This is a genomic window from Stenotrophomonas rhizophila, assembly GCF_007667275.1.
Classification (GTDB): Bacteria; Pseudomonadota; Gammaproteobacteria; order Xanthomonadales; family Xanthomonadaceae; genus Stenotrophomonas; species Stenotrophomonas maltophilia_AE.
Window position 1 is genome coordinate 478,255 of sequence record NZ_VDQT01000002.1, and the last position, 17,470, is coordinate 495,724.

Genomic DNA, 17,470 nt, shown 5'->3' on the forward strand with positions numbered 1-17,470 from the left:
ATCGAACGTGAACAACGCGCTTTCCCGTCCTGCCGGCATCAACCCAATCCTGGCATGGGTGTTCACGGGGGCGCTTGGGCTTTCGCCGGTGCTGTTGATGTCGACGATGGACGGTGGCAGTGCGGGCTATTACGGGCTGGTGCTGCTCAGCGTCATCGTGCTGGCGTGGGTGCGCCGTCCGGTGCAGGGCACGGTCTGGTGCGACAACCGTCGCGAATACCTGTGGATGGTGTCGGGCATGGCCGTGCTGCTGGTGGGGGTGCTCACCAGCCTGGCGGTACACGGCCTCTGGAAGGGCTCGGAGGTCGAGAAGGCCGCGCGGTTCCTCAGCGTGGGGCTGATCCTGGCCGCGGCCCTGCGCATTCCGCGGCATGTCCTGGCGCACGCCGCGCTCGGCCTGCTGGGGGGTATCTGGTACGCGGTGCTCAACGTGGCCTGGCTGGTGCTGAGCACCGGCGAGCGGCCGGCCACCCGGCAGTTCAACGCGGTGACCTACGGCGACCTGACCCTGCTGTTCTCGATGATCGCCTTCCTGTTGCTGGGCCTGCGCATCACCCGGTTCCGGCGCACCGAATTCGCGCTGAAGCTGGTCAGCGGCATCGCCGGCGTCGGCGCTTTCCTGGCCACCCAGACCCGTGGCGGCCTGCTGGCCATTCCCTGTTTCCTGTTCATCGCCATGCTGGTGCAGGGCCGGCGCATGAACCGCCTGAAGCTGCTCGCGGCGGCGGTGCTGCTGGCCGTGGCCGGCGTCATCGTGGCCAGCGATGCCTCGATGCGCCAGCGCATCCACCTGGGCGTGAGCGAATTCGACCAATGCCAGGTGGCGCACCTGTCCGACACCTCGGTGTGCATCCGCCTGCAGCTGTGGAGCGCGGCCGGGCACATGATCCGCAGCGAACCGGTGTTCGGGATCGGCGGCGGCGACCGCTTCCGCGAGGAGCTGGCCAACCTGGCCCAGGCCAAGCAGGTCACCCCGACGGTGGCGCGCGACTTCGGTGAGACCCACAACGACCTGCTGTACTTCCTGGCCACGTACGGCGTGCTGGGCGGATTGGGCCTGGTGCTGCTGTACATCGCACCGGGCTGGCTGTTCGCGCGCCGCCTGCGGCTGGACGTGACCGACCGGCCCACGCGCCTGTTCGCCGGCGCCGGACTGATGATCTGCGTGGGCTTCGCGGTGTTCGGCATCACCGAAATGATGTTCCGCGACATGCGCACCGCCTCGTTCTACGCCACCTGGATCGCGTTCTTCCTGGCCCTGTCAGACCCCCTGCGCCTGCGCACCAGCACCGACCGGTAGAGCCGACGTGTAGAGCCGACTGTTAGTCGGCTGTCAGCCGGCTGCCCCACCCAACACCGCAGCATAACTAGCTTCAGTCAACGCACTGAACGTCTCCAACCCAAATGCCGCCACCGCATGCGCCCGCGCCGCCTGGCCGACAGCCGGCAACGTCCGCCGCTGCTCATACAGCGCCTGCACCTGCGCGGCAATCGCCGCCACATCGCGCACCGGCACGATCCAGCCGTTGCGCCCGTGCTCGATGTTCTCCGGCAGCCCGGCGTAGTCGCTGACCATCACCGGCTTGCCCATCGCCATCATTTCGCGGCATGCGAACGAGATGGTCTCCACATCGTAGGACAGCACGAAGCCGGCATCGCCGCTGGCCACGAACGGGCGGATGTCATCCAGCAGGCCGGCGAAATGCACCTGCGCGGCCACCCCGAGCTGCTGCACTTCAGCGACCAGCCGTGGATCCGGCTCGCGCCCGGCCACGGCCATGTGCACCTTGCCGCGCAGTGGTTCGGGCAGGATCGCCAGCGCCCGGGCCAGGTCGATCCAGCCTTTATGGCCGTCGGTTCCGGCGTTGCTTACCAGCACCAGCGCCTCGGGATCATGCGTCCAGCGCGCGCGCAGCGCGGCCCCCGCCGCGGCATCGACCGGGGCGAAGCGCTGCAGGTCCACGCCATTGCGCACCACGTCGATCGGGCAGCGCCGGTAGGGGCTGTCGAGCAGCATCTGCCGGGTGTGCTCGGATACCGCGATGACCCGGTCGGTGCCCCAGCGTGCGCGCACCGCGTTGCCGAACGTGTTGGCGGACTTGCTGTTGTGCTTGGTGAACACCAGCTTCGGCCTGCGCGGCAGCCCGGCCACCGCTTCCATCGCCACCCGGTGGTCGCGCGCGCCGTTGGCATGGACGATGTCGATGTCGTGCTGCTGGATCAAGCCGCGCAGCGTGCGCAGGTCCGCCCATTGTCGACCGAGCGTGGCCAGGCCGCTGCTGAAGGCGATTTCCACCGGCGTGGCGATGCCTTCGGCGCGCACCACGCGGATCACCCGGCTGTTGCCGGGCGCGGCCACGAACAGCTGGTGGCGGGGTGACAGCGCGCGGGCCAGCGACGCGAGGTAGGTCGTGTGGCCACCGCCGTCGCCGGCGTGGAAGTTGGTGTAGAGGATCTTCATGGGAGCCTTGGGTAAACGCCCGGGAAGTCTGCCACACCCGTGTTCAGCTGGCGTCGCGTGCGCGCGGCGGGTCGCTGACCGGCTGCCCGTGCTGCAGCATCCACAACATGATGGTCTTCTGCCGCACGTAGTTGGCGCGCACGTAGGCATACACCAGGCCATGCCAGCCATCGCGGAAACCACCGCGCAGCAGCAGCCCCCGCCAGAAGCGCCACGCGGGGGCGAGCACCAGCTTGGCCAGCGTGGCGCGCTTGCCGCGCGCGAACTCGTGCTCGGCCATCATCCGCGCATAGCGTTGGGTCTTGGCCAGCTGCTGCTCCAGCGAGCGGTAGGGGTAGTGGATCAGGTCGCCGCGCAGCGTGCCCACGCTGCCATCCACGCTGGCCGCCTCATGGATCTCGCGCTTGCCGCGCCAGCCGCCATGGCGGCGGTCGAACAGCCGCAGCACCCGGTCCGGGTAGGCATTGCCATGGCGCAGGAACTTTCCGAAGTACTCGGAAAGCCGGGCAAAGCGGTAGCCATGGTGGTCGGCGAAGCCCGCCGCCTGGGCGGCGAGGATTGCCGCGCGCAGGTCGTCGCTGACCCGTTCGTCGGCATCCAGGCACAGCACCCAGTCGTGCGCGGCCTGTTCCACGCAGAATGCCTTCTGGCTGCGGAAGCCGTCGAACGGGCGTTGCAGTACCCGTGCGCCGGCGGCGGTGGCGATGGCCACGGTGGCATCGGTGGAATACGAGTCGACGACGATCACCTCGTCGCAGAAGGCCAGCGAGGCCAGGCAATCGCCGATGCGGTCTGCTTCATTGAACGCGATAATGCAGCCCGTGATGCGAGGCCGTTCAACGGGAGCGGTCGTGGAGGACATGATGGCCGAGTACCTGTTGTTTGCGACGGAGCGCTATGCGCTGCCTATTCTCGCCCCGTTGGCCCAGGCGTTGCACGCCTCCGGCCAATCGGTGTCGGCATGGTTCGCCGATGGGGCGGCGGGGGCGAGCCTGCCGGGCGTGCCGGACGTGGGCCTGCAGCAGGCCCTGGCGCTGCGTCCGCGCGCGGTGTTCAGCGCGGCCAACTGGGTGCCGCCGTTCATCGCCGGGGCCAAGGTGCAGGTCTTCCATGGTTTCAACGTACAGAAGCGCGACAGTGCGCGTGGCCACTTCCGGGTGCGCGGGCTGTTCGACCTGTACTGCACCCAGGGCCCGGCGACGACGGCGCCGTTCCGCGAGCTGGCCGCGCGCGAAGGCCACTTCGCCGTGGCCGAAACCGGCTGGCCGAAGCTGGACCCGTTGTTCCTGGACGACGGTGGCGCCAGCGCCGCGCTGCGCGCGCCTGCCCACGGCCGGCCGGTGATCCTGTTCGGTTCCACCTTTACCGAGCGCCTGAGCGCGGCGCCGCACCTGTACGAGCAGATCGCCGCCGATATCGCCCGGGGGGACCATTATTGGCTGCTGACCCTGCACCCGAAGTGCCCGCCGGAACTGTTCGCGCAATACCGCGCGCTGGCCGGTGCCAATGCCGCCTTCATCGAACCGGAGCAGGTAATGGCCGCGCAGCGTGCGGCGGACGTGCTGGTGTCGGACACCTCGTCGATCGTTTCGGAGTTCGTGGTGCAGCACAAACCGGTGGTGACCTTCCGCAACCGCGTGCCGCAGCCGCACATGATCGATTTCGACGATCCGGCCCAGCTGCCGCTGATGCTGGCGCGCGCGCTGCAGCCGGAACCGGCCTTGATGGCCGAGATCCGCCGTTACGCCGACGACATCCATCCGTGGCGCGACGGCCGCTCCAGCGAGCGGGTCATTGCCGCCACCGAGGATTTCCTGGCGGGGGAGATGGGCACCCTCAAGCGGAAGCCGTTCGGCGCGTGGACGCGTGGCCTGCAGATCCGCAGGGACCTGGGGTATTGGGGGCCAGCGCGGCGTTGAGATGCTCGAACACCGTCCGCGCCTCGGCCTCGGGCAGATAGCGCAGGCACAGCGCGATGCTGCCGCTGGCGCCCGCCGTGTCCAGCCACACGCTGGACGTGCCCAGCCACCGGTCCAGCGGCGAGCGGCTCAGGCGCAGCGACTGCAGCTTGTCCAGCTCGGCGAACCGCCACCAGCGTTGCCACCAGCCGCCACGCACCGCCACATAGCGCGCGTCCAGGTAATACCCCGCGCGCGCCATCGTGCGGTAGGCACGCAGCGCCGACCAAGGCAGCCACGCCAGCAGCAGCGCGCCCCACGGCCCCACTTCCCGGACCGCGCCGGCGGCCAGCAGGGGCACGATCGCCAAGGCCGGCAGGCACAGCCGCCACCAGCCACGCAGCGGCACCGGGCGCCACTGCGGCGGCGGCCACTGCAGCTGCGGCAGCAGGTGCTGCACCAGCGCGTCACAGGCGTCGGGCGTGGCCAGCGGGGCCAGTTCGCGCAGGTCGCGGCGCTCGCCATCGTTGGACACCCCCGCGGCGATGTCGATGCGCAGCTGGCGGCGCTGGAACCAACGCTGCAAGGCCGTTTCCCGCAACGTCCAGGCCTGGATGCGGCGGCGCGCCACGCTGGTGCGCATGCGGGTGAGCAGACCGCTGGCCACGGTCAGCCGGCGCTCGTGCTCGGTCAGCCGGAAGCCGTGGTAGCGCAGCAGGGCCAACACCACCGAGAACACACGCAGCATCCCCCAGAACGCTGCCACCATCACCAGCGCCGCCACCACCCAGACCCAGGTCGCCGGATGCAGCGTGTTGGCGTAGCCGAAGGCCTGGCGCCCGCCGTACTTGATCGCGTCATCCACCGCGCCGCGCGGGAACAGCTGGTACGACGCGCCGATCGCGGCCAGGACCACCACCCAGCCCCGGTTGGAAAGCAGTCCGATCCGGACCACGTCGGCGGTACCCAGCTGCAGCAGCACGGTGTCGGCCGGCGCTGCGGTGGGCGGGGCATCGGCGCCGCTGGCAGCCTCGTCGCCACTGGCAACCGCCTGCTGCCCGCGTTGCCGCACCAGCTGTTCCAGCGCCAGCGCCTGGTCCAGCCGCAGCACGCGCATTTCCGCTTCCGGGCGATTGCCGCCGGCCGATTCCAGGCGCAGCTCGGCCACGCCGAACAGCCGATGCAGCGGGTTCTGGTGCACTACCACGTTGTGGATGCGTGCGAAGGGGATCTCGCGACGGTTGCGCGCGATCACCCCGCTGCGCACGCTGATCGCATCGCGGCCGATCCGGTAATGGTAGGTGAGGTACTGCAGGATCGAGCTCGCCACCAGCACCACGATCACCACCAGCGCGGCCAGGTTCGACCACATCTCCTCGCTGTCGCTGTCACCCCGGCCGCCGAACACCAGCAGTGCCACCAGCGGCAGCAGGAACTGGCGCAGCTGCATCAGCAGCACGAACAGCCACGACCACGGATGCAGGCGCTGGTCGGGCGCGGCGTCGTCAGCTACCGGCGTACTCACAGCGCGTCGTCGTCCTGGTCCAGCTGGCGGCCCAGCGTATCGCGCAGGCGCTCGGCGTCGGCCTGGTCCAGTCCCGCCAGCGACACCGCGCTGAAGCGGCTGCCGGCGGTGTGCACCACCAGCGTGGCCAGCCCGGCGGTGCGCTCGATCGGGCCGCGGCGCAGGTCCAGGTGCTGCACGCGCGACAGCGGCACCCGGGTTTCCAGCTGCCACATCAGGTCACGGCGCACGCCCAGGCCCTGTGCGTCCAGTCGCCACCAGGTGCGGCGCTGCCGGCGGTAGCCGAAGAAGGCGCCGACCAGCGCGCCGGGCAGCAGCATCGCCACCGCCCCCAACCAGCGCATCGGCATGTCCAGCACCACCCACAGTGTTCCCAGCACGCCGCCGATCACGATCGCGCCGGTGATCGCGCCGGCGATGCCGGCCAGCGTGGCCGCGCGGCGCGGCAGGGGCTGCCAGTCGCCCGGCGCGGGCAGCGGTGGGGGCAAGGGCGAAGGCGTATCGGCGAGGTCGGACAAGGCGGGTGCTCGGCAGGAGGAAACATGCCGGGCGCCCACGTCAGCTTGGCTGCGCCCGTCGCGCAGACGGTAGCAGGTTGGCGTGGGCTATTGCGCCGCCTGGATCAGCGCGTCCACGTCCAGCAGGTGGCCGGCACGCTCGGCCTTGGTGCGAAGGTAGTGCTCGTTTTCGGCGGTGATGTCGCCGGTCACCGGCACGCAGTCCACCACCTCGATGCCGGCGTGGCGCAGGCGCTGGGCCTTGGTCGGGTTGTTGCTGAGCAGCTGCACGCGCTGCACGCCCAGGCCCTGCAGCATCGCCACCGCGCTGCCATAGCGGCGCTCGTCGGCGCCGAAGCCCAGCTGCGCGTCGGCATCGATGGTATCCAGCCCGTCGTGCTGGTAGCCGTACGCGCGCATCTTGGCCGCGATGCCGGTGCCTCGGCCTTCCTGGTCCAGGTACAGCAGTACGCCGCCACCCAGCTCCTTGAGCTTGCGCAGGCCACGCCGCAGCTGGTCGCCGCAGTCGCACTTGAGCGAACCGAACAGGTCGCCGGTCAGGCAGGAGGAGTGCACGCGCACCGGTACCACCCCGGCAAGGTCGGGGGTGCCGACGATGATCGCGACCTGGTCGCGCTGGGCCACCCCGCCGCGGAACACCGCAAATTCGGTCATGCCGACCTCGCGCAGTGGCACCGGCGAGCGTGCCACCAGCTCGTAGGCGTGGGCGGCCTGCTCGGCGCCCTGCGCAAGGTCGCACAGCGACACCTGGGCGCAGCTGTCGAAGCGGCTGTCCCCGGGAGCCAGCAGCACCCCGACCATGGCCGGCAGCAGCAGGCCCAACCGGGCGATCTCCACGGCGCCGTCGTCCAGCGCCTGGCCGGCGGTCCACCCGGCCGGCATCGGCTCAGGCTCGCGCAGGTAGCTCAGCGAAGGCAGGGCATCGAAGTCGATCCCGGCCAGCGGCACCCGCGCGCCGTGCTCGGCGGCCACCCCCAGCACCCGCGCGCGGGTGGCGGTGAGGAACAGGTAATGCTGCCCCGCCGCGACCTCGGCGAACGCGCTGTAGCTGCTGCGGGTACTGCTGTCCAGGGCGATGAAGGCCAGGCGCTGGCCATGGCTGTCGTCGATCACCACCGGGCGACCGGCGCGCAGTTCGGCTACCGCGCGCTCGCAGCGGATCGCGGCCGGATCGCCGAACGGGGAAGAAGCAGCTGGGGACATGGCAGGGGCCGTGGGGGACATCGTGGTTTCAGAGTGGGGTCGGGAGGCGCCGAATCAATCGCGGCCGGCGCGACGCAGCGTCGCACTCCGGCTTTCAATCGATGTGGCGGCTTTTAATGAGGCGGCACCTAATGAGGATGTTCCTCGGTGGCGTACGGGTCCACTTCGTCGCTCTGCGGCGGGCGCAGCGTGTAACGCTTGTAGGTCCACTGGTACTGGGCCGGATCGCGGCGGGCGATCGCCTCGATCCCGGCATTAAGCGCACTGGCGGCCGTGCGCGGGTCAGGATCGGCCACGGCGGCGTCGGCCGGCGTGATGTGCAGGGCGAACTGCATGCCCGGACCGGTGCGCTCGCACCAGCCGTATAGCACGGTGGCGCCGGTGCGCTCGGCCAACCGGTTGACCAGGGTCATGGTCAGCGCCTCCACCCCGAAGAACGGGGCGAACACGCCATCGCCGGCCTTGGGCTGCTGGTCCGGCAGGATCCCGGTGGCGCCGCCATCCTTGAGCACCTTGAACAGCTGGCGCACGGCCGGCCCCTCGGCCCGCACCTGCTGCACGTTGCTGCCGCCGCGTACCAGCTGCAGGAATTCGTCGCCCACGGCCTCGTCAGGCGCCTTGTAGACGATGGCGATCGGCCCGCGCGAGGCCAGCCACTGGTTCAGCAGCTCCCAGTTGCCATAGTGCGGGGCGGCCACGATCACCCCCTTGCCGCTGGCCAGCGCCGCGTCGTACAGCGCCTCGCCGTGGCGCTCGGTGAGTAGGGCCAGGTTCTGCTCGCGCGGGCGGGTCCACAGGCGCAGGGTTTCCACCGCCTGCAGGGCGGTCGAGCGCAGTACCGCCCTGTGCAGGGCCGATCGCGCCTCGGCCGACAGCTCGGGGTAGGCCAGCTCCAGGTTGCGGCGGGTCACCCGGCTCTCGCGGGCGTTCAGGGTGATCCAAAGCCAGGCCAGCGCGTGGGCGAAGCCGCGCAGCCAGGACCAGGGCAGGCGGGTGAACAGGGCAGCGGCGCGGTAGGCCAGGCGGGCGGTGGTTTGCGGTTTCATCGGGGCAAAGTCTAGCCGGTGCGCGGCCCCAACCCCTAAGGTAGGCCGCCCCCCCTACCGGAACCGTCCGCCATGCTCGTCCTCATCCAGCGTGTCACCCAGGCCAGCGTCCGCGTGGACGAGGCCATCGTCGGGCAGATCGGGCCGGGGCTGCTGGCCCTGGTGGGCATGGAGCCGGGGGACACCGAGGCGCAGATCCGGCGGATGGCCGATCGGCTGCTGGGTTACCGTGTGTTTGCAGACGAGAGCGGGAAAATGAACCGATCCCTGGGGGAGACAGGGGGCGGCCTGCTGCTGGTCAGCCAGTTCACACTGGCCGCCGATACCTCCAGTGGCATGCGCCCGGGCTTCAGTACCGCCGCGCCGCCCGCCGAGGCTGAACGTGGATTCAACAGGTTGGTCGAGATCTGTCGTCAAAAGCATGTTTCGGGGGTGGAAACCGGCCAGTTTGGCGCCCATATGGTTGTCAGCCTGGTCAACGATGGTCCAGTGACTTTCCTGCTCAGACCCTGACCCCGGGACCACCGCCCGGGCCAGAAGGGGAGCTGGGCTGGTATAATGCTAGGTTCTATTCCCTATCCCTGCCGGTGGCGCGAGCACTACATGGCCAACGAACGTCCTGCCCAGCAAAACGACATCAAGCTTCTGATCAGCAAGGGCCTGGAACAGGGCTACCTGACCTACGCCGAAGTCAATGACCACCTGCCCGACGACATTGTCGACCCGGAGCAGATCGAAGACATCATCGGCATGATCAACGGCATGGGCATCGATGTCCATGAAGTGGCGCCCGATGCCGAAACCCTGCTGCTCAACGACGGCAACACCGGTAACCGCGAAGTCGATGACACCGCGGCCGAAGAAGCTGCCGCCGCGCTGAGCGCGCTCGACACCGAAGGTGGTCGCACCACCGACCCGGTGCGCATGTACATGCGCGAAATGGGTACCGTCGAGCTGCTGACCCGCGAAGGCGAAATCGCCATCGCCAAGCGTATCGAAGAAGGCCTGGGCCAGGTCCAGGCCGCGCTCGGCACCTTCCCGGTGTCGGTCGAATCGCTGCTGTCCGATTACGAAGCCCACAAGGAAGGCAAGAAGCGCCTGGCCGAAGTGATCGTCGGCTTCAACGACCTGGTGGAAGAGGTTCCGGCCCCGGTCGTGGCTGAAGACACCAGCGATGACGCCGATGCCGACGAAGACGCCGACGAAGAAGATGGCGACGACGTCGAGGAAGAAGCCGGCCCGACCGGTCCGGATCCGGAAGAAGTCGCCCGTCGCATGGCCGACCTGGCTGCGGCCTACGCCGCCTTCAAGAAGGCGGCCGCCAAGGCCGACCGCAAGCCGCTGGCCAAGCTGCGCGACGACATGGCCGCGATCTTCGTCACCCTGAAGCTGCCGTTGCCGCTGACCGACGTGCTGGTCAAGCAGCTGCGCGACGTCATGGCCGACATCAAGGGCCACGAGCGCCGCGTGCTGAACCTGGCCACGGTCACCGCCCGCATGCCGCGCAAGGACTTCATCCGTTCCTGGGAAGGCAACCAGACCAACCTGGAATGGGTGGAAGACGCACTCAAGCGCAAGCAGAAGTGGTCCTCGGCACTGCGTGACGTGAAGGACCAGATCATTGCCGAACAGCAGTCCACCATCGACATCGAGAAGAGCACCTCGCTGGAGCTGGAAGAGCTGAAGGAAATCAGCCGGGCCATGGCCTACGGCGAAGCCAAGGCGCGCAAGGCCAAGAAGGAAATGGTCGAGGCCAACCTGCGCCTGGTGATCTCCATCGCCAAGAAGTACACCAACCGTGGCCTGCAGTTCCTCGACCTGATCCAGGAAGGCAACATCGGCCTGATGAAGGCCGTGGACAAGTTCGAGTACCGCCGCGGTTACAAGTTCTCCACGTATGCGACCTGGTGGATCCGCCAGGCCATCACCCGTTCGATCGCCGACCAGGCGCGCACCATCCGTATTCCGGTGCACATGATCGAGACGATCAACAAGTTGAACCGCATTTCCCGCCAGATGCTCCAGCAGTACGGCCGCGAGGCCACGCCGGAGGAGCTGGCCAAGGAAATGGACATGCCGGAAGACAAGATCCGCAAGGTGATGAAGATCGCCAAGGAGCCGATCTCGATGGAAACCCCGATCGGCGACGACGAGGATTCCCATCTGGGCGACTTCATCGAGGACACCAACGTGGAGTCCCCGATCGAGAACACCACCAACATCAACCTGTCGGAAACCGTGCGTGACGTGCTGGCTGGCCTCACCCCGAGGGAAGCCAAGGTGCTGCGCATGCGCTTCGGCATCGACATGAACACCGACCACACCCTCGAGGAAGTGGGCAAGCAGTTCGACGTCACCCGCGAGCGCATCCGCCAGATCGAAGCCAAGGCGCTGCGCAAGCTGCGTCACCCGAGCCGCTCCGAGCAGCTGCGCAGCTTCCTGGACATCGATTGATTGCCAGGCAGTCGCGTAAATGAAAAAACCCCGCTTCGGCGGGGTTTTTTCATGGGCTGCCGCCAGCGATGGACGGATCAGGCTTGCCGTATCGCGCCGGCGCGGCGCGCCGGTCGGGGCACGCAATACGCTCAATGGGTAGGGTCGGTTCCCAAACGACCGCCGACCTCGCCCATCGGCACGGTAACGCATGACCCCAACCGAAGATCGCTCTTTGCCCGCCCCGGCGCCTTGCCGCGCTGATCAGGCCATTGGCGCCATGTCGTACTGGCTACCTCAAGCGTTCCACGGGCCCGAACGCCCGCCAAAGCCCCTGGAGTGGGGCGCAGCACGCCCTGCTTCCGCCCGTCCCCAGTAGCAAGCCCTGCTTCGCCTCCACTACACTGTGCAACCGCACAGGGCCTATAGCTCAACGGTTAGAGCAGAGGACTCATAATCCTTTGGTTGAAGGTTCGAATCCTTCTGGGCCCACCATGGAATCAGGTACTTAGGTTCGACCGTAGCGTTGGTCTCGTCAAGGTTGCTCTCACGGTGCCCGTTCGTCACGTCCATCAGGTGCGTAGGCATCCAACTGTGCGGCCGTTGGTATCCGGACACAGCCGCCTCGCCCTGTAAGTAGGCGGCCGGACAAAAGGAAGTCTGCCAAGTAATATCTTCATCTTCCTTAAGGAGCGTCATCGTATGGAGCACATCAGCATTCCGGAGATCCTTGCTCAGGTCGCCAAAGGGCAGATCCGCGTTCCGGCCTTCCAGCGGGGCTATGTATGGGAGCCTGACCGGGTCGCATACCTCATGGATTCAATCTACAAGCGGTATCCGTTCGGTTCGTTGTTGTTCTGGCGTACGAAAGAGAAGCTGCTGGTTGAACGTGACTTAGGGCCATTCAAGTTGCCAGAGCCAAGAGAAGACTATCCAGTCGACTACGTGCTCGATGGTCAGCAGAGAATTACATCGATCTTCGGCACTTTTCAGACAAGTTTGCCTGCAGGGAGTAGCCCAACATGGACTGACATCTACTTCGACACCGAAGCAGAAGACAGCGCCCAGGACACACTTTTTGTTGCGCTGTCTCCCGCCGAGGCTGCTGGTACTCGCTATTTCCCAATTCGTACGCTCTTCGATCCAGCAGAATTCAGGCGCGCAACCAGCACCTTGCCGGAAGAGAAGGTGCGGCGCATTGACTTGGTATACACGGCTTTTCAGCAGACACAGATTCCCGTGCAAGTCTCGAAAACGGAGGACAAGGCGACCGTTGCGATTATATTTGAAAGGGTCAATCGTCAGGGCGTTGAGCTCGACACCCTTCAGTTGCTCTCTGCATGGACGTGGAGTGAAGACTTTCAACTGCAGGAGGCGTTCAAAGATCTAACCGAGGAACTTTCTCCTTTTGGCTTCGAAGGAGTGGGCGGGGACAGCAACCTGCTACTCAGGTGTTGCTCCGCCGTGCTCACCGGAGACGCTTCCCCTGGCGCGCTGATGTCGCTGAACGGCAATAAGGTGCGAGAGAATTTCCAAACCGTTATGAACGGTGTTCGCTACGCCGTTGACTATGTCCGGGCGAACTTCGCGGCCGAAAGTATTGCGAATTTGCCTTTTACAACGGTACTAGTTCCACTGTCAGTGTTCTTCGCGGTCCCTGGCAACTCTGAGGCAACGATCTCCGATTCCCAGCGTAAGCAAATTAACCAATGGTTCTGGCGCTCTGCGTTCACCAAGCGCTACAGCTCGGGTGTATTGCGCAGCCTCAATGTAGACATTGAGGAAATGCGGCTGCTGCGCGAGCAGGGTACAAGCAATCTTGGGAATTTTTCCGCCGACGTCAAGAAGGAGTTCTTCATGGAGAATTCCTTTGGCATGGGCAATGTAAACACGAAGACTTTCATTCTGATGTTGGCGACAAGGGGGCCGTTGTCATTCAAGTCCGGCATAGCGGTCGACCTAGCCAAGACTCTTAAAGCCAGCAATCGTGCTGAGTATCATCATCTGATGCCCAAGGCCTTTTTGCGTTCAAGCGGACAAGACACTCACGATGAGGGCATTCTTGCGAACTACGCCTTCCTTTCAAGAGCCGACAACCGTGCGCTCGGGGGAGACCCGCCGTCTGTGTACAAGACGAAGATGCCCGTTGACCATGCGGAAATACTCGAGCGGGCACTGGTGCCGCCCGAGCTTTTCAACGACGACTACAACGACTTCGTCGTCCGGCGTGCACAGTTGCTTATGGGGTACGCGAGAACGCTATGCCGACTTCCGCCCCTTCCGCCCCTTCCGCCATCCGCGCCACTCGTCTGAGTGGCGACGCGGTGGCTACGGAGAGTAGAGGGGCGCATCGGAGACTTCCAGAGGTTCTCTCGCTCTCAACGGTTTGGATGTTGTCGATGGATCCTATATGCGGCGACGCTCGGGTCCATCGACGCTTTCCATTCGATCCAATTGTCCAGCATGCCATGAAGATGCGGTGCGCATAGCCTCAATCCAGCGCTGAACGTCACTTTGGTGCCATCTCGTGCAGCCCCCGATTTTCTGCGCACGTGGGAAGGTGCCCTTCGCCATTTCGCGGTAGATGTAGCTCTTTTTCATGCCAGTCTGGGCTTCCAGCTGCTCGAGCCGCAGCTGGACTTCGGGAATGAGTTCAGCCGCGCCCATCTTTGGGTTCCTCCACTTCGCTAAGTTGCACGGGCAGAAACGCCTCCGGCGTTGTGGCTCGCGCGCTGACTACCATGTCGGCGATTCGCGTCAGGTCAAGGGTCGGGTCCCCGAACAGCGCCTGGCCCAACCTTGTAGTCGCTCTCTGGGCGGCCGTGCAGGCCGGTGGTGCTGAAACGTCGACTAGCGCGAGCGCATAGTTCCGCCATGCATCGTATGCGGCTTGGCGCTCCACGCAGCAAGGGATTCGCGGATCTACCCCGGGGTCTACGGCACCGCCATCGTGTCGGAGGGCGGCAAGCGAGTCGTGAAGCCGATGCGCTACCAGTGTCGGCTGGCCGGGAAGCCCGCCAGCTACGACCAGCGGTATCCCGGCACCTACAACGCCAGACGTGACAGTCTGGAGGGGTTCTGGCGTCCGGCGTTCGGGCACACGCACGCGCTCATGGTGGTGGACACTTTCTACGAGAACGTGGAAGGGCCGGGCGGCGGCAACCAGGTCCTGCAGTTCACGCCTCGCACGGGCGATCCCATGCTGGTGGCCTGCCTGTGGTCGCACTGGGTCGATCCCGCCGGCGTAGAGCCAGATCTACTGTCCTTCGCCGCGATTACCGATGACCCCGAGCCCGAGGTCGCCGCCGCCTGCCACGATCGGACGATCATCAACATCAAGCCTGAGCACGTCGACGCCTGGCTCAATCCCGACCCGGCCAACGTTGGCGCTTTGTACGCCATCTTCGACGATAAGCGGCAACCGTTCTACGAGCACCGCTTGGCTGCCTAGTTTGAGCTTTTTCTGTCAGCTGCCCGGACGAAGCTCTGCAGCAATCTGCTTCGAATAGGGCAGGCCGAGCGCGTGAAGGATGGGGGCATAGTAGAACGGGGTATCGTCATCGTGCTTGTCAGGCTTGCATTTTGTAAGCGTGGGCTTTGAATCCGCGCTCTGCCGCGCAATGTCCCAACTCGCGGTCCGATAGTTTCCAGAAGCATCCAATGCCGTGACGAAGAGCCGCTCGCCAATGATTGGGAGAGCGTCAATTCCCTCGGAGTCACTGTAGCGACTCATGTCCCTGATCCAAGCCTCTCCGATGGTTGCAACTACTCTTGCTTTTGTCGCGATCATCCGCTCTGCGGCACTTCGCCAAAAGATGTACTTATCAACTCGATCGCTGTAGTGCATGGACATCATGTCGATGGCGCGCATGTCATCGCCGTAGAAGAACATCATCGGGACATGATAGCCATCGAATTCGAAAGTGGACGATGCCATTGTGCAAAGGACATCGAACATTTCATCCATGGTCTTTGGCTCAGTCATTGCGCCTTTGAATGGCTCGATGAGCTTCATCCGCGCATCAGAAATTTCATCGCGTTTGAAACGTATTTTCTTTGTTCTTTGAGAGTGTATTTCGAGGTCTGAGAGCTTTAAATAGCTAATTCTTCGAGCAGCATCCTTCGCCGACTGCAACTCCGCTGGATCCGGGACCGCTGAATCTATAGCGGCGCCTGCGAGTATGGAAAAATCCATGCACAGCCGATAGAGGGTGCTGTAGATGTAGTTGAAGGCATGTAGGATCTCCCAATCCGGAAGCGAATTGGCCACCCAGCTGCGTTCAATTCTCACAGCTGACGACTTGATCAGCCCTGACGGGAGCATTTTTCGTGCAAGCCTGATAAGGCGTTTTGTTCCCGCCTGAAGCAGGTCGCTTCGACTGGTCGAAATTTTGGTGTCATGCTCGACAATGTATGACCAGAACAACGTCAAATCCAGCGTGCTATGGAGGGCTAGATCGCCTTCCTTTTCAATTTTATTGCGGGAATCTTTGGCCCAGTCCATCACCTTGTCGCGCGCCCAGCTCGCAACAATTGGTTGGTACCATGCATCAAAATTTTGAATGGAGTCTTTGTTCTTTTGAACTATGAACGTGACTGTGCGAGATGTCTGTAGGAACTGATTGATGTTGAGCCGAAAGAGCTCCGGCTCCATGTAGGTTTCATGGCATCGCTTAAGAATCAGCCAAAGATCGTTTAGACGCCGTTCCCACGGTTGCATACCCCCCCCTTAGTTCACTTATTGGTAGGGGTAGACTACCCCGGAATCTGATGAGGCGAGTCCGCACCGGGGGTGCCACGGCCCACTGGCGAGAAATCGAGTTTGGCATTCCATTGGGCGACGCGGCCAATCAGCATCGTACGCGAGGCAATTCGTCGAACGAGCGCGTGTAGTTGGGCGAAAGCATGTGCTGGCGCATGCCCCAAACTGGGTTCTCCTTCCATCCGGACGCACCGAGCCCGGCCACGCCGCGGCCGAACTTCCGGTTGATCTGATCGAGGGTCGCCATCAGCGCATCGTTTCCAGCAACGGCCGGGCTGAACAGGTCGGCCTGCAGGTCGTGGGGCTTGGCCAGGTCCAGCAATGCGACTCCGGCCTTCTTGCAGCCGATTCCGTCCCTCAGCAGGCCGCCGAGCATCTGTCTCACGGTCCCCAGCACGAGCGTGGTGTCCGAGGTCGCCGCCGGCAATACGACTGATCGCGTCGCGTTGTGCTGGGGCAGCTCGGGTCGAAACGTGTCGGAATGTGCAAACACCCACAGGCCGGAGGCCACCAGCCCGCGAGCGCGCAGCTTCTCGCAGGCCCGGACCGCAAAGGTGGCCAGCGCCTGGGCAATGGCATCGTGGTCGGCCACCCGATCCGCGAACGAGCGGCTGACCATGATCTGCTGCCGATCCGGCTCCACTTCTTCCAGCTCCATGCACGGGTGCCCCTGCAGCTCCCGCCGGGTGAGAGCGAGGGTTACCCCGAAGGTGGCCAAGATGTCGTCAGGCGGCGCGTCGCGCAGGCCTGCGGCGGTCCTGATCCCGATGTGGATCAGCTTGGGCGCCGAGCGCCGCCCAACGCCTCCACGAACAGCCTCCCCTGCATACGTGTATCGCGTGGAGAGTTGTGGCAAGCCCCATGTCGCGAAAGGCCGGCGACGCCAGTGCACGCTTCACATTTCGTGGGGGCCGCTGATACCCCGCGCACAGATTGATGTCCGCCGCGTTGACGCGCGGCACTCTCAAGAATCAGGATGGCATCGTCACCGCAAAATCGGTGGCCGGGATTTGCAGCCCGAAAAGCAAGGCGCATCAGCGCCCAGCCCGTTGCAGGGCGCTGGATCTCAACTCAACTGAGGAATCCCGCCATGTCATCCGAAAATCTCACCGCGCCTACGCGCACATCCGTCGACTTCACCCACTACTTCGGCCAGATCGCCGATACCCTGGAGTGGGGGAGCTCCACCTGGCTTACGCTCGAAGAGCATCTGACTGCCAACGACACGCCGTTCGAGTCGCTTACGCTCAGCGATGTCATTGGTGCCATTCACTCCACCCGCAGCGCACACCCTCACGCACCGGGTACCTTGGTCAACCGGTTGATCGGCGTGGACGATGTATCCAGGACGGATCTGTTCCGGGTCATCCGGGAGCTGCTGCGCATCTATGATCTGCGCATCGTGGAGCTGCTGGCGCTGATCGACATCCTGGCGCACTGCCCGGGGACCGTGGAAGATCTGACCATCAGGAACCTGCTGGCGTTGATCTCCGTTGTGGATGTCTGCAACTCGCCGCTGACGCCTGCGGCTGTTACGGAGGCCACCAAGGCTGCTGCGGCGGTGCACTAGGGTCCTGCAGATGTCGGTGACTGCCCAGCTGCGACGCAGATGACGGCAGTGCGG

15 protein-coding genes, 1 tRNA gene and 1 pseudogene are annotated in these 17,470 nt (G+C 65.0%); 8 read left to right on the top strand and 9 right to left on the bottom strand.

Annotated features, from left to right (window positions below; translation table 11 throughout):
* The first annotated feature begins 97 nt into the window (after positions 1–97).
* Positions 98–1,300, top strand: a complete 1,203-nt coding sequence (locus tag FSZ13_RS08210) for an O-antigen ligase family protein (protein WP_260844121.1) — start codon at positions 98–100, stop codon at positions 1,298–1,300.
* A 33-nt stretch (positions 1,301–1,333) separates the two neighbouring features.
* Here FSZ13_RS08210 and FSZ13_RS08215 read toward each other — a convergent pair whose 3' ends face one another.
* Both FSZ13_RS08215 and FSZ13_RS08220 read right to left on the bottom strand, forming a co-directional pair.
* Positions 1,334–2,461 (bottom strand): glycosyltransferase, encoded by a 1,128-nt coding sequence (locus FSZ13_RS08215; protein ID WP_145479057.1) that lies wholly within the window; start codon positions 2,459–2,461, stop codon positions 1,334–1,336.
* A 43-nt stretch (positions 2,462–2,504) separates the two neighbouring features.
* Positions 2,505–3,323 (bottom strand): glycosyltransferase family 2 protein, encoded by an 819-nt coding sequence (locus tag FSZ13_RS08220; protein WP_145479058.1) that lies wholly within the window; start codon positions 3,321–3,323, stop codon positions 2,505–2,507.
* Here FSZ13_RS08220 and FSZ13_RS08225 point away from each other — a divergent pair.
* Positions 3,322–4,380 (top strand): CDP-glycerol glycerophosphotransferase family protein, encoded by a 1,059-nt coding sequence (locus tag FSZ13_RS08225; RefSeq protein WP_145479500.1) that lies wholly within the window; start codon positions 3,322–3,324, stop codon positions 4,378–4,380. The genes FSZ13_RS08220 and FSZ13_RS08225 overlap by 2 nt on opposite strands.
* Here FSZ13_RS08225 and FSZ13_RS08230 read toward each other — a convergent pair.
* The 4 genes from FSZ13_RS08230 to FSZ13_RS08245 all read right to left on the bottom strand — a co-directional run bounded on the left by FSZ13_RS08230 (position 4,298) and on the right by FSZ13_RS08245 (position 8,651).
* Positions 4,298–5,884, bottom strand: coding sequence for a PH domain-containing protein (locus FSZ13_RS08230; RefSeq protein ID WP_260844122.1), 1,587 nt, complete (start codon positions 5,882–5,884; stop codon positions 4,298–4,300). The two genes, FSZ13_RS08225 and FSZ13_RS08230, sit on opposite strands and share 83 nt — an antisense overlap.
* Entirely contained in the window at positions 5,881–6,402 is a 522-nt protein-coding gene (locus tag FSZ13_RS08235; protein WP_145479059.1) for a PH domain-containing protein, read from the bottom strand. The genes FSZ13_RS08230 and FSZ13_RS08235 overlap by 4 nt, the downstream gene beginning before the upstream one ends.
* Positions 6,403–6,489: 87 nt before the next feature.
* A complete protein-coding gene (gene ribA, locus FSZ13_RS08240; protein ID WP_145479060.1) occupies positions 6,490–7,626 on the bottom strand; it encodes a GTP cyclohydrolase II RibA in 1,137 nt (378 codons plus the stop codon).
* Between the two features lie 107 nt (positions 7,627–7,733).
* Positions 7,734–8,651, bottom strand: coding sequence for a lauroyl acyltransferase (locus tag FSZ13_RS08245; protein WP_145479061.1), 918 nt, complete (start codon positions 8,649–8,651; stop codon positions 7,734–7,736).
* 72 nt (positions 8,652–8,723) lie between these two features.
* Between FSZ13_RS08245 and dtd the strand changes: the two genes are divergently transcribed.
* From dtd to FSZ13_RS08265, 4 genes are all read left to right on the top strand, one after another.
* Positions 8,724–9,164, top strand: coding sequence for a D-aminoacyl-tRNA deacylase (gene dtd, locus FSZ13_RS08250; RefSeq protein ID WP_145479062.1), 441 nt, complete (start codon positions 8,724–8,726; stop codon positions 9,162–9,164).
* A gap of 90 nt (positions 9,165–9,254) precedes the next feature.
* Positions 9,255–11,105 (top strand): RNA polymerase sigma factor RpoD, encoded by a 1,851-nt coding sequence (rpoD, locus tag FSZ13_RS08255; protein ID WP_145479063.1) that lies wholly within the window; start codon positions 9,255–9,257, stop codon positions 11,103–11,105.
* Between the two features lie 398 nt (positions 11,106–11,503).
* Positions 11,504–11,579 (top strand) — tRNA-Ile (locus tag FSZ13_RS08260).
* A gap of 207 nt (positions 11,580–11,786) precedes the next feature.
* Positions 11,787–13,397: a GmrSD restriction endonuclease domain-containing protein gene (locus FSZ13_RS08265; RefSeq protein WP_145479064.1), complete on the top strand. Its 1,611-nt coding sequence runs from the start codon at positions 11,787–11,789 to the stop codon at positions 13,395–13,397.
* A gap of 93 nt (positions 13,398–13,490) precedes the next feature.
* Here FSZ13_RS08265 and FSZ13_RS08270 read toward each other — a convergent pair whose 3' ends face one another.
* The gene (locus FSZ13_RS08270; RefSeq protein WP_145479065.1) at positions 13,491–13,751 is read right to left on the bottom strand and encodes a helix-turn-helix transcriptional regulator; all 261 of its coding nucleotides are present in this window, start codon (positions 13,749–13,751) and stop codon (positions 13,491–13,493) included.
* 241 nt (positions 13,752–13,992) lie between these two features.
* On the opposite strand from FSZ13_RS08270, the pseudogene FSZ13_RS08275 reads away from it, so the two are divergent.
* Positions 13,993–14,535, top strand: a pseudogene (locus FSZ13_RS08275) (SOS response-associated peptidase family protein); the annotation flags it as partial.
* Between the two features lie 15 nt (positions 14,536–14,550).
* Here the strand turns inward: FSZ13_RS08275 and FSZ13_RS08280 are convergent.
* Together FSZ13_RS08280 and FSZ13_RS08285 are read right to left on the bottom strand one after the other, a co-directional pair.
* Complete coding sequence (locus FSZ13_RS08280; protein WP_145479066.1) at positions 14,551–15,738, bottom strand: hypothetical protein; 1,188 nt, start codon at positions 15,736–15,738, stop codon at positions 14,551–14,553.
* Positions 15,739–15,934: 196 nt separating this feature from the next.
* The gene (locus FSZ13_RS08285) at positions 15,935–16,504 is read right to left on the bottom strand and encodes a DUF4113 domain-containing protein (RefSeq protein ID WP_260844123.1); all 570 of its coding nucleotides are present in this window, start codon (positions 16,502–16,504) and stop codon (positions 15,935–15,937) included.
* A 432-nt stretch (positions 16,505–16,936) separates the two neighbouring features.
* Here FSZ13_RS08285 and FSZ13_RS18715 point away from each other — a divergent pair, with 432 nt between their 5' ends.
* Positions 16,937–17,416 carry a hypothetical protein gene (locus FSZ13_RS18715; RefSeq protein ID WP_260844124.1) on the top strand — a complete coding sequence of 160 codons (480 nt, stop codon included), beginning with the start codon at positions 16,937–16,939 and terminating at the stop codon, positions 17,414–17,416.
* Positions 17,417–17,470 lie beyond the last annotated feature (54 nt).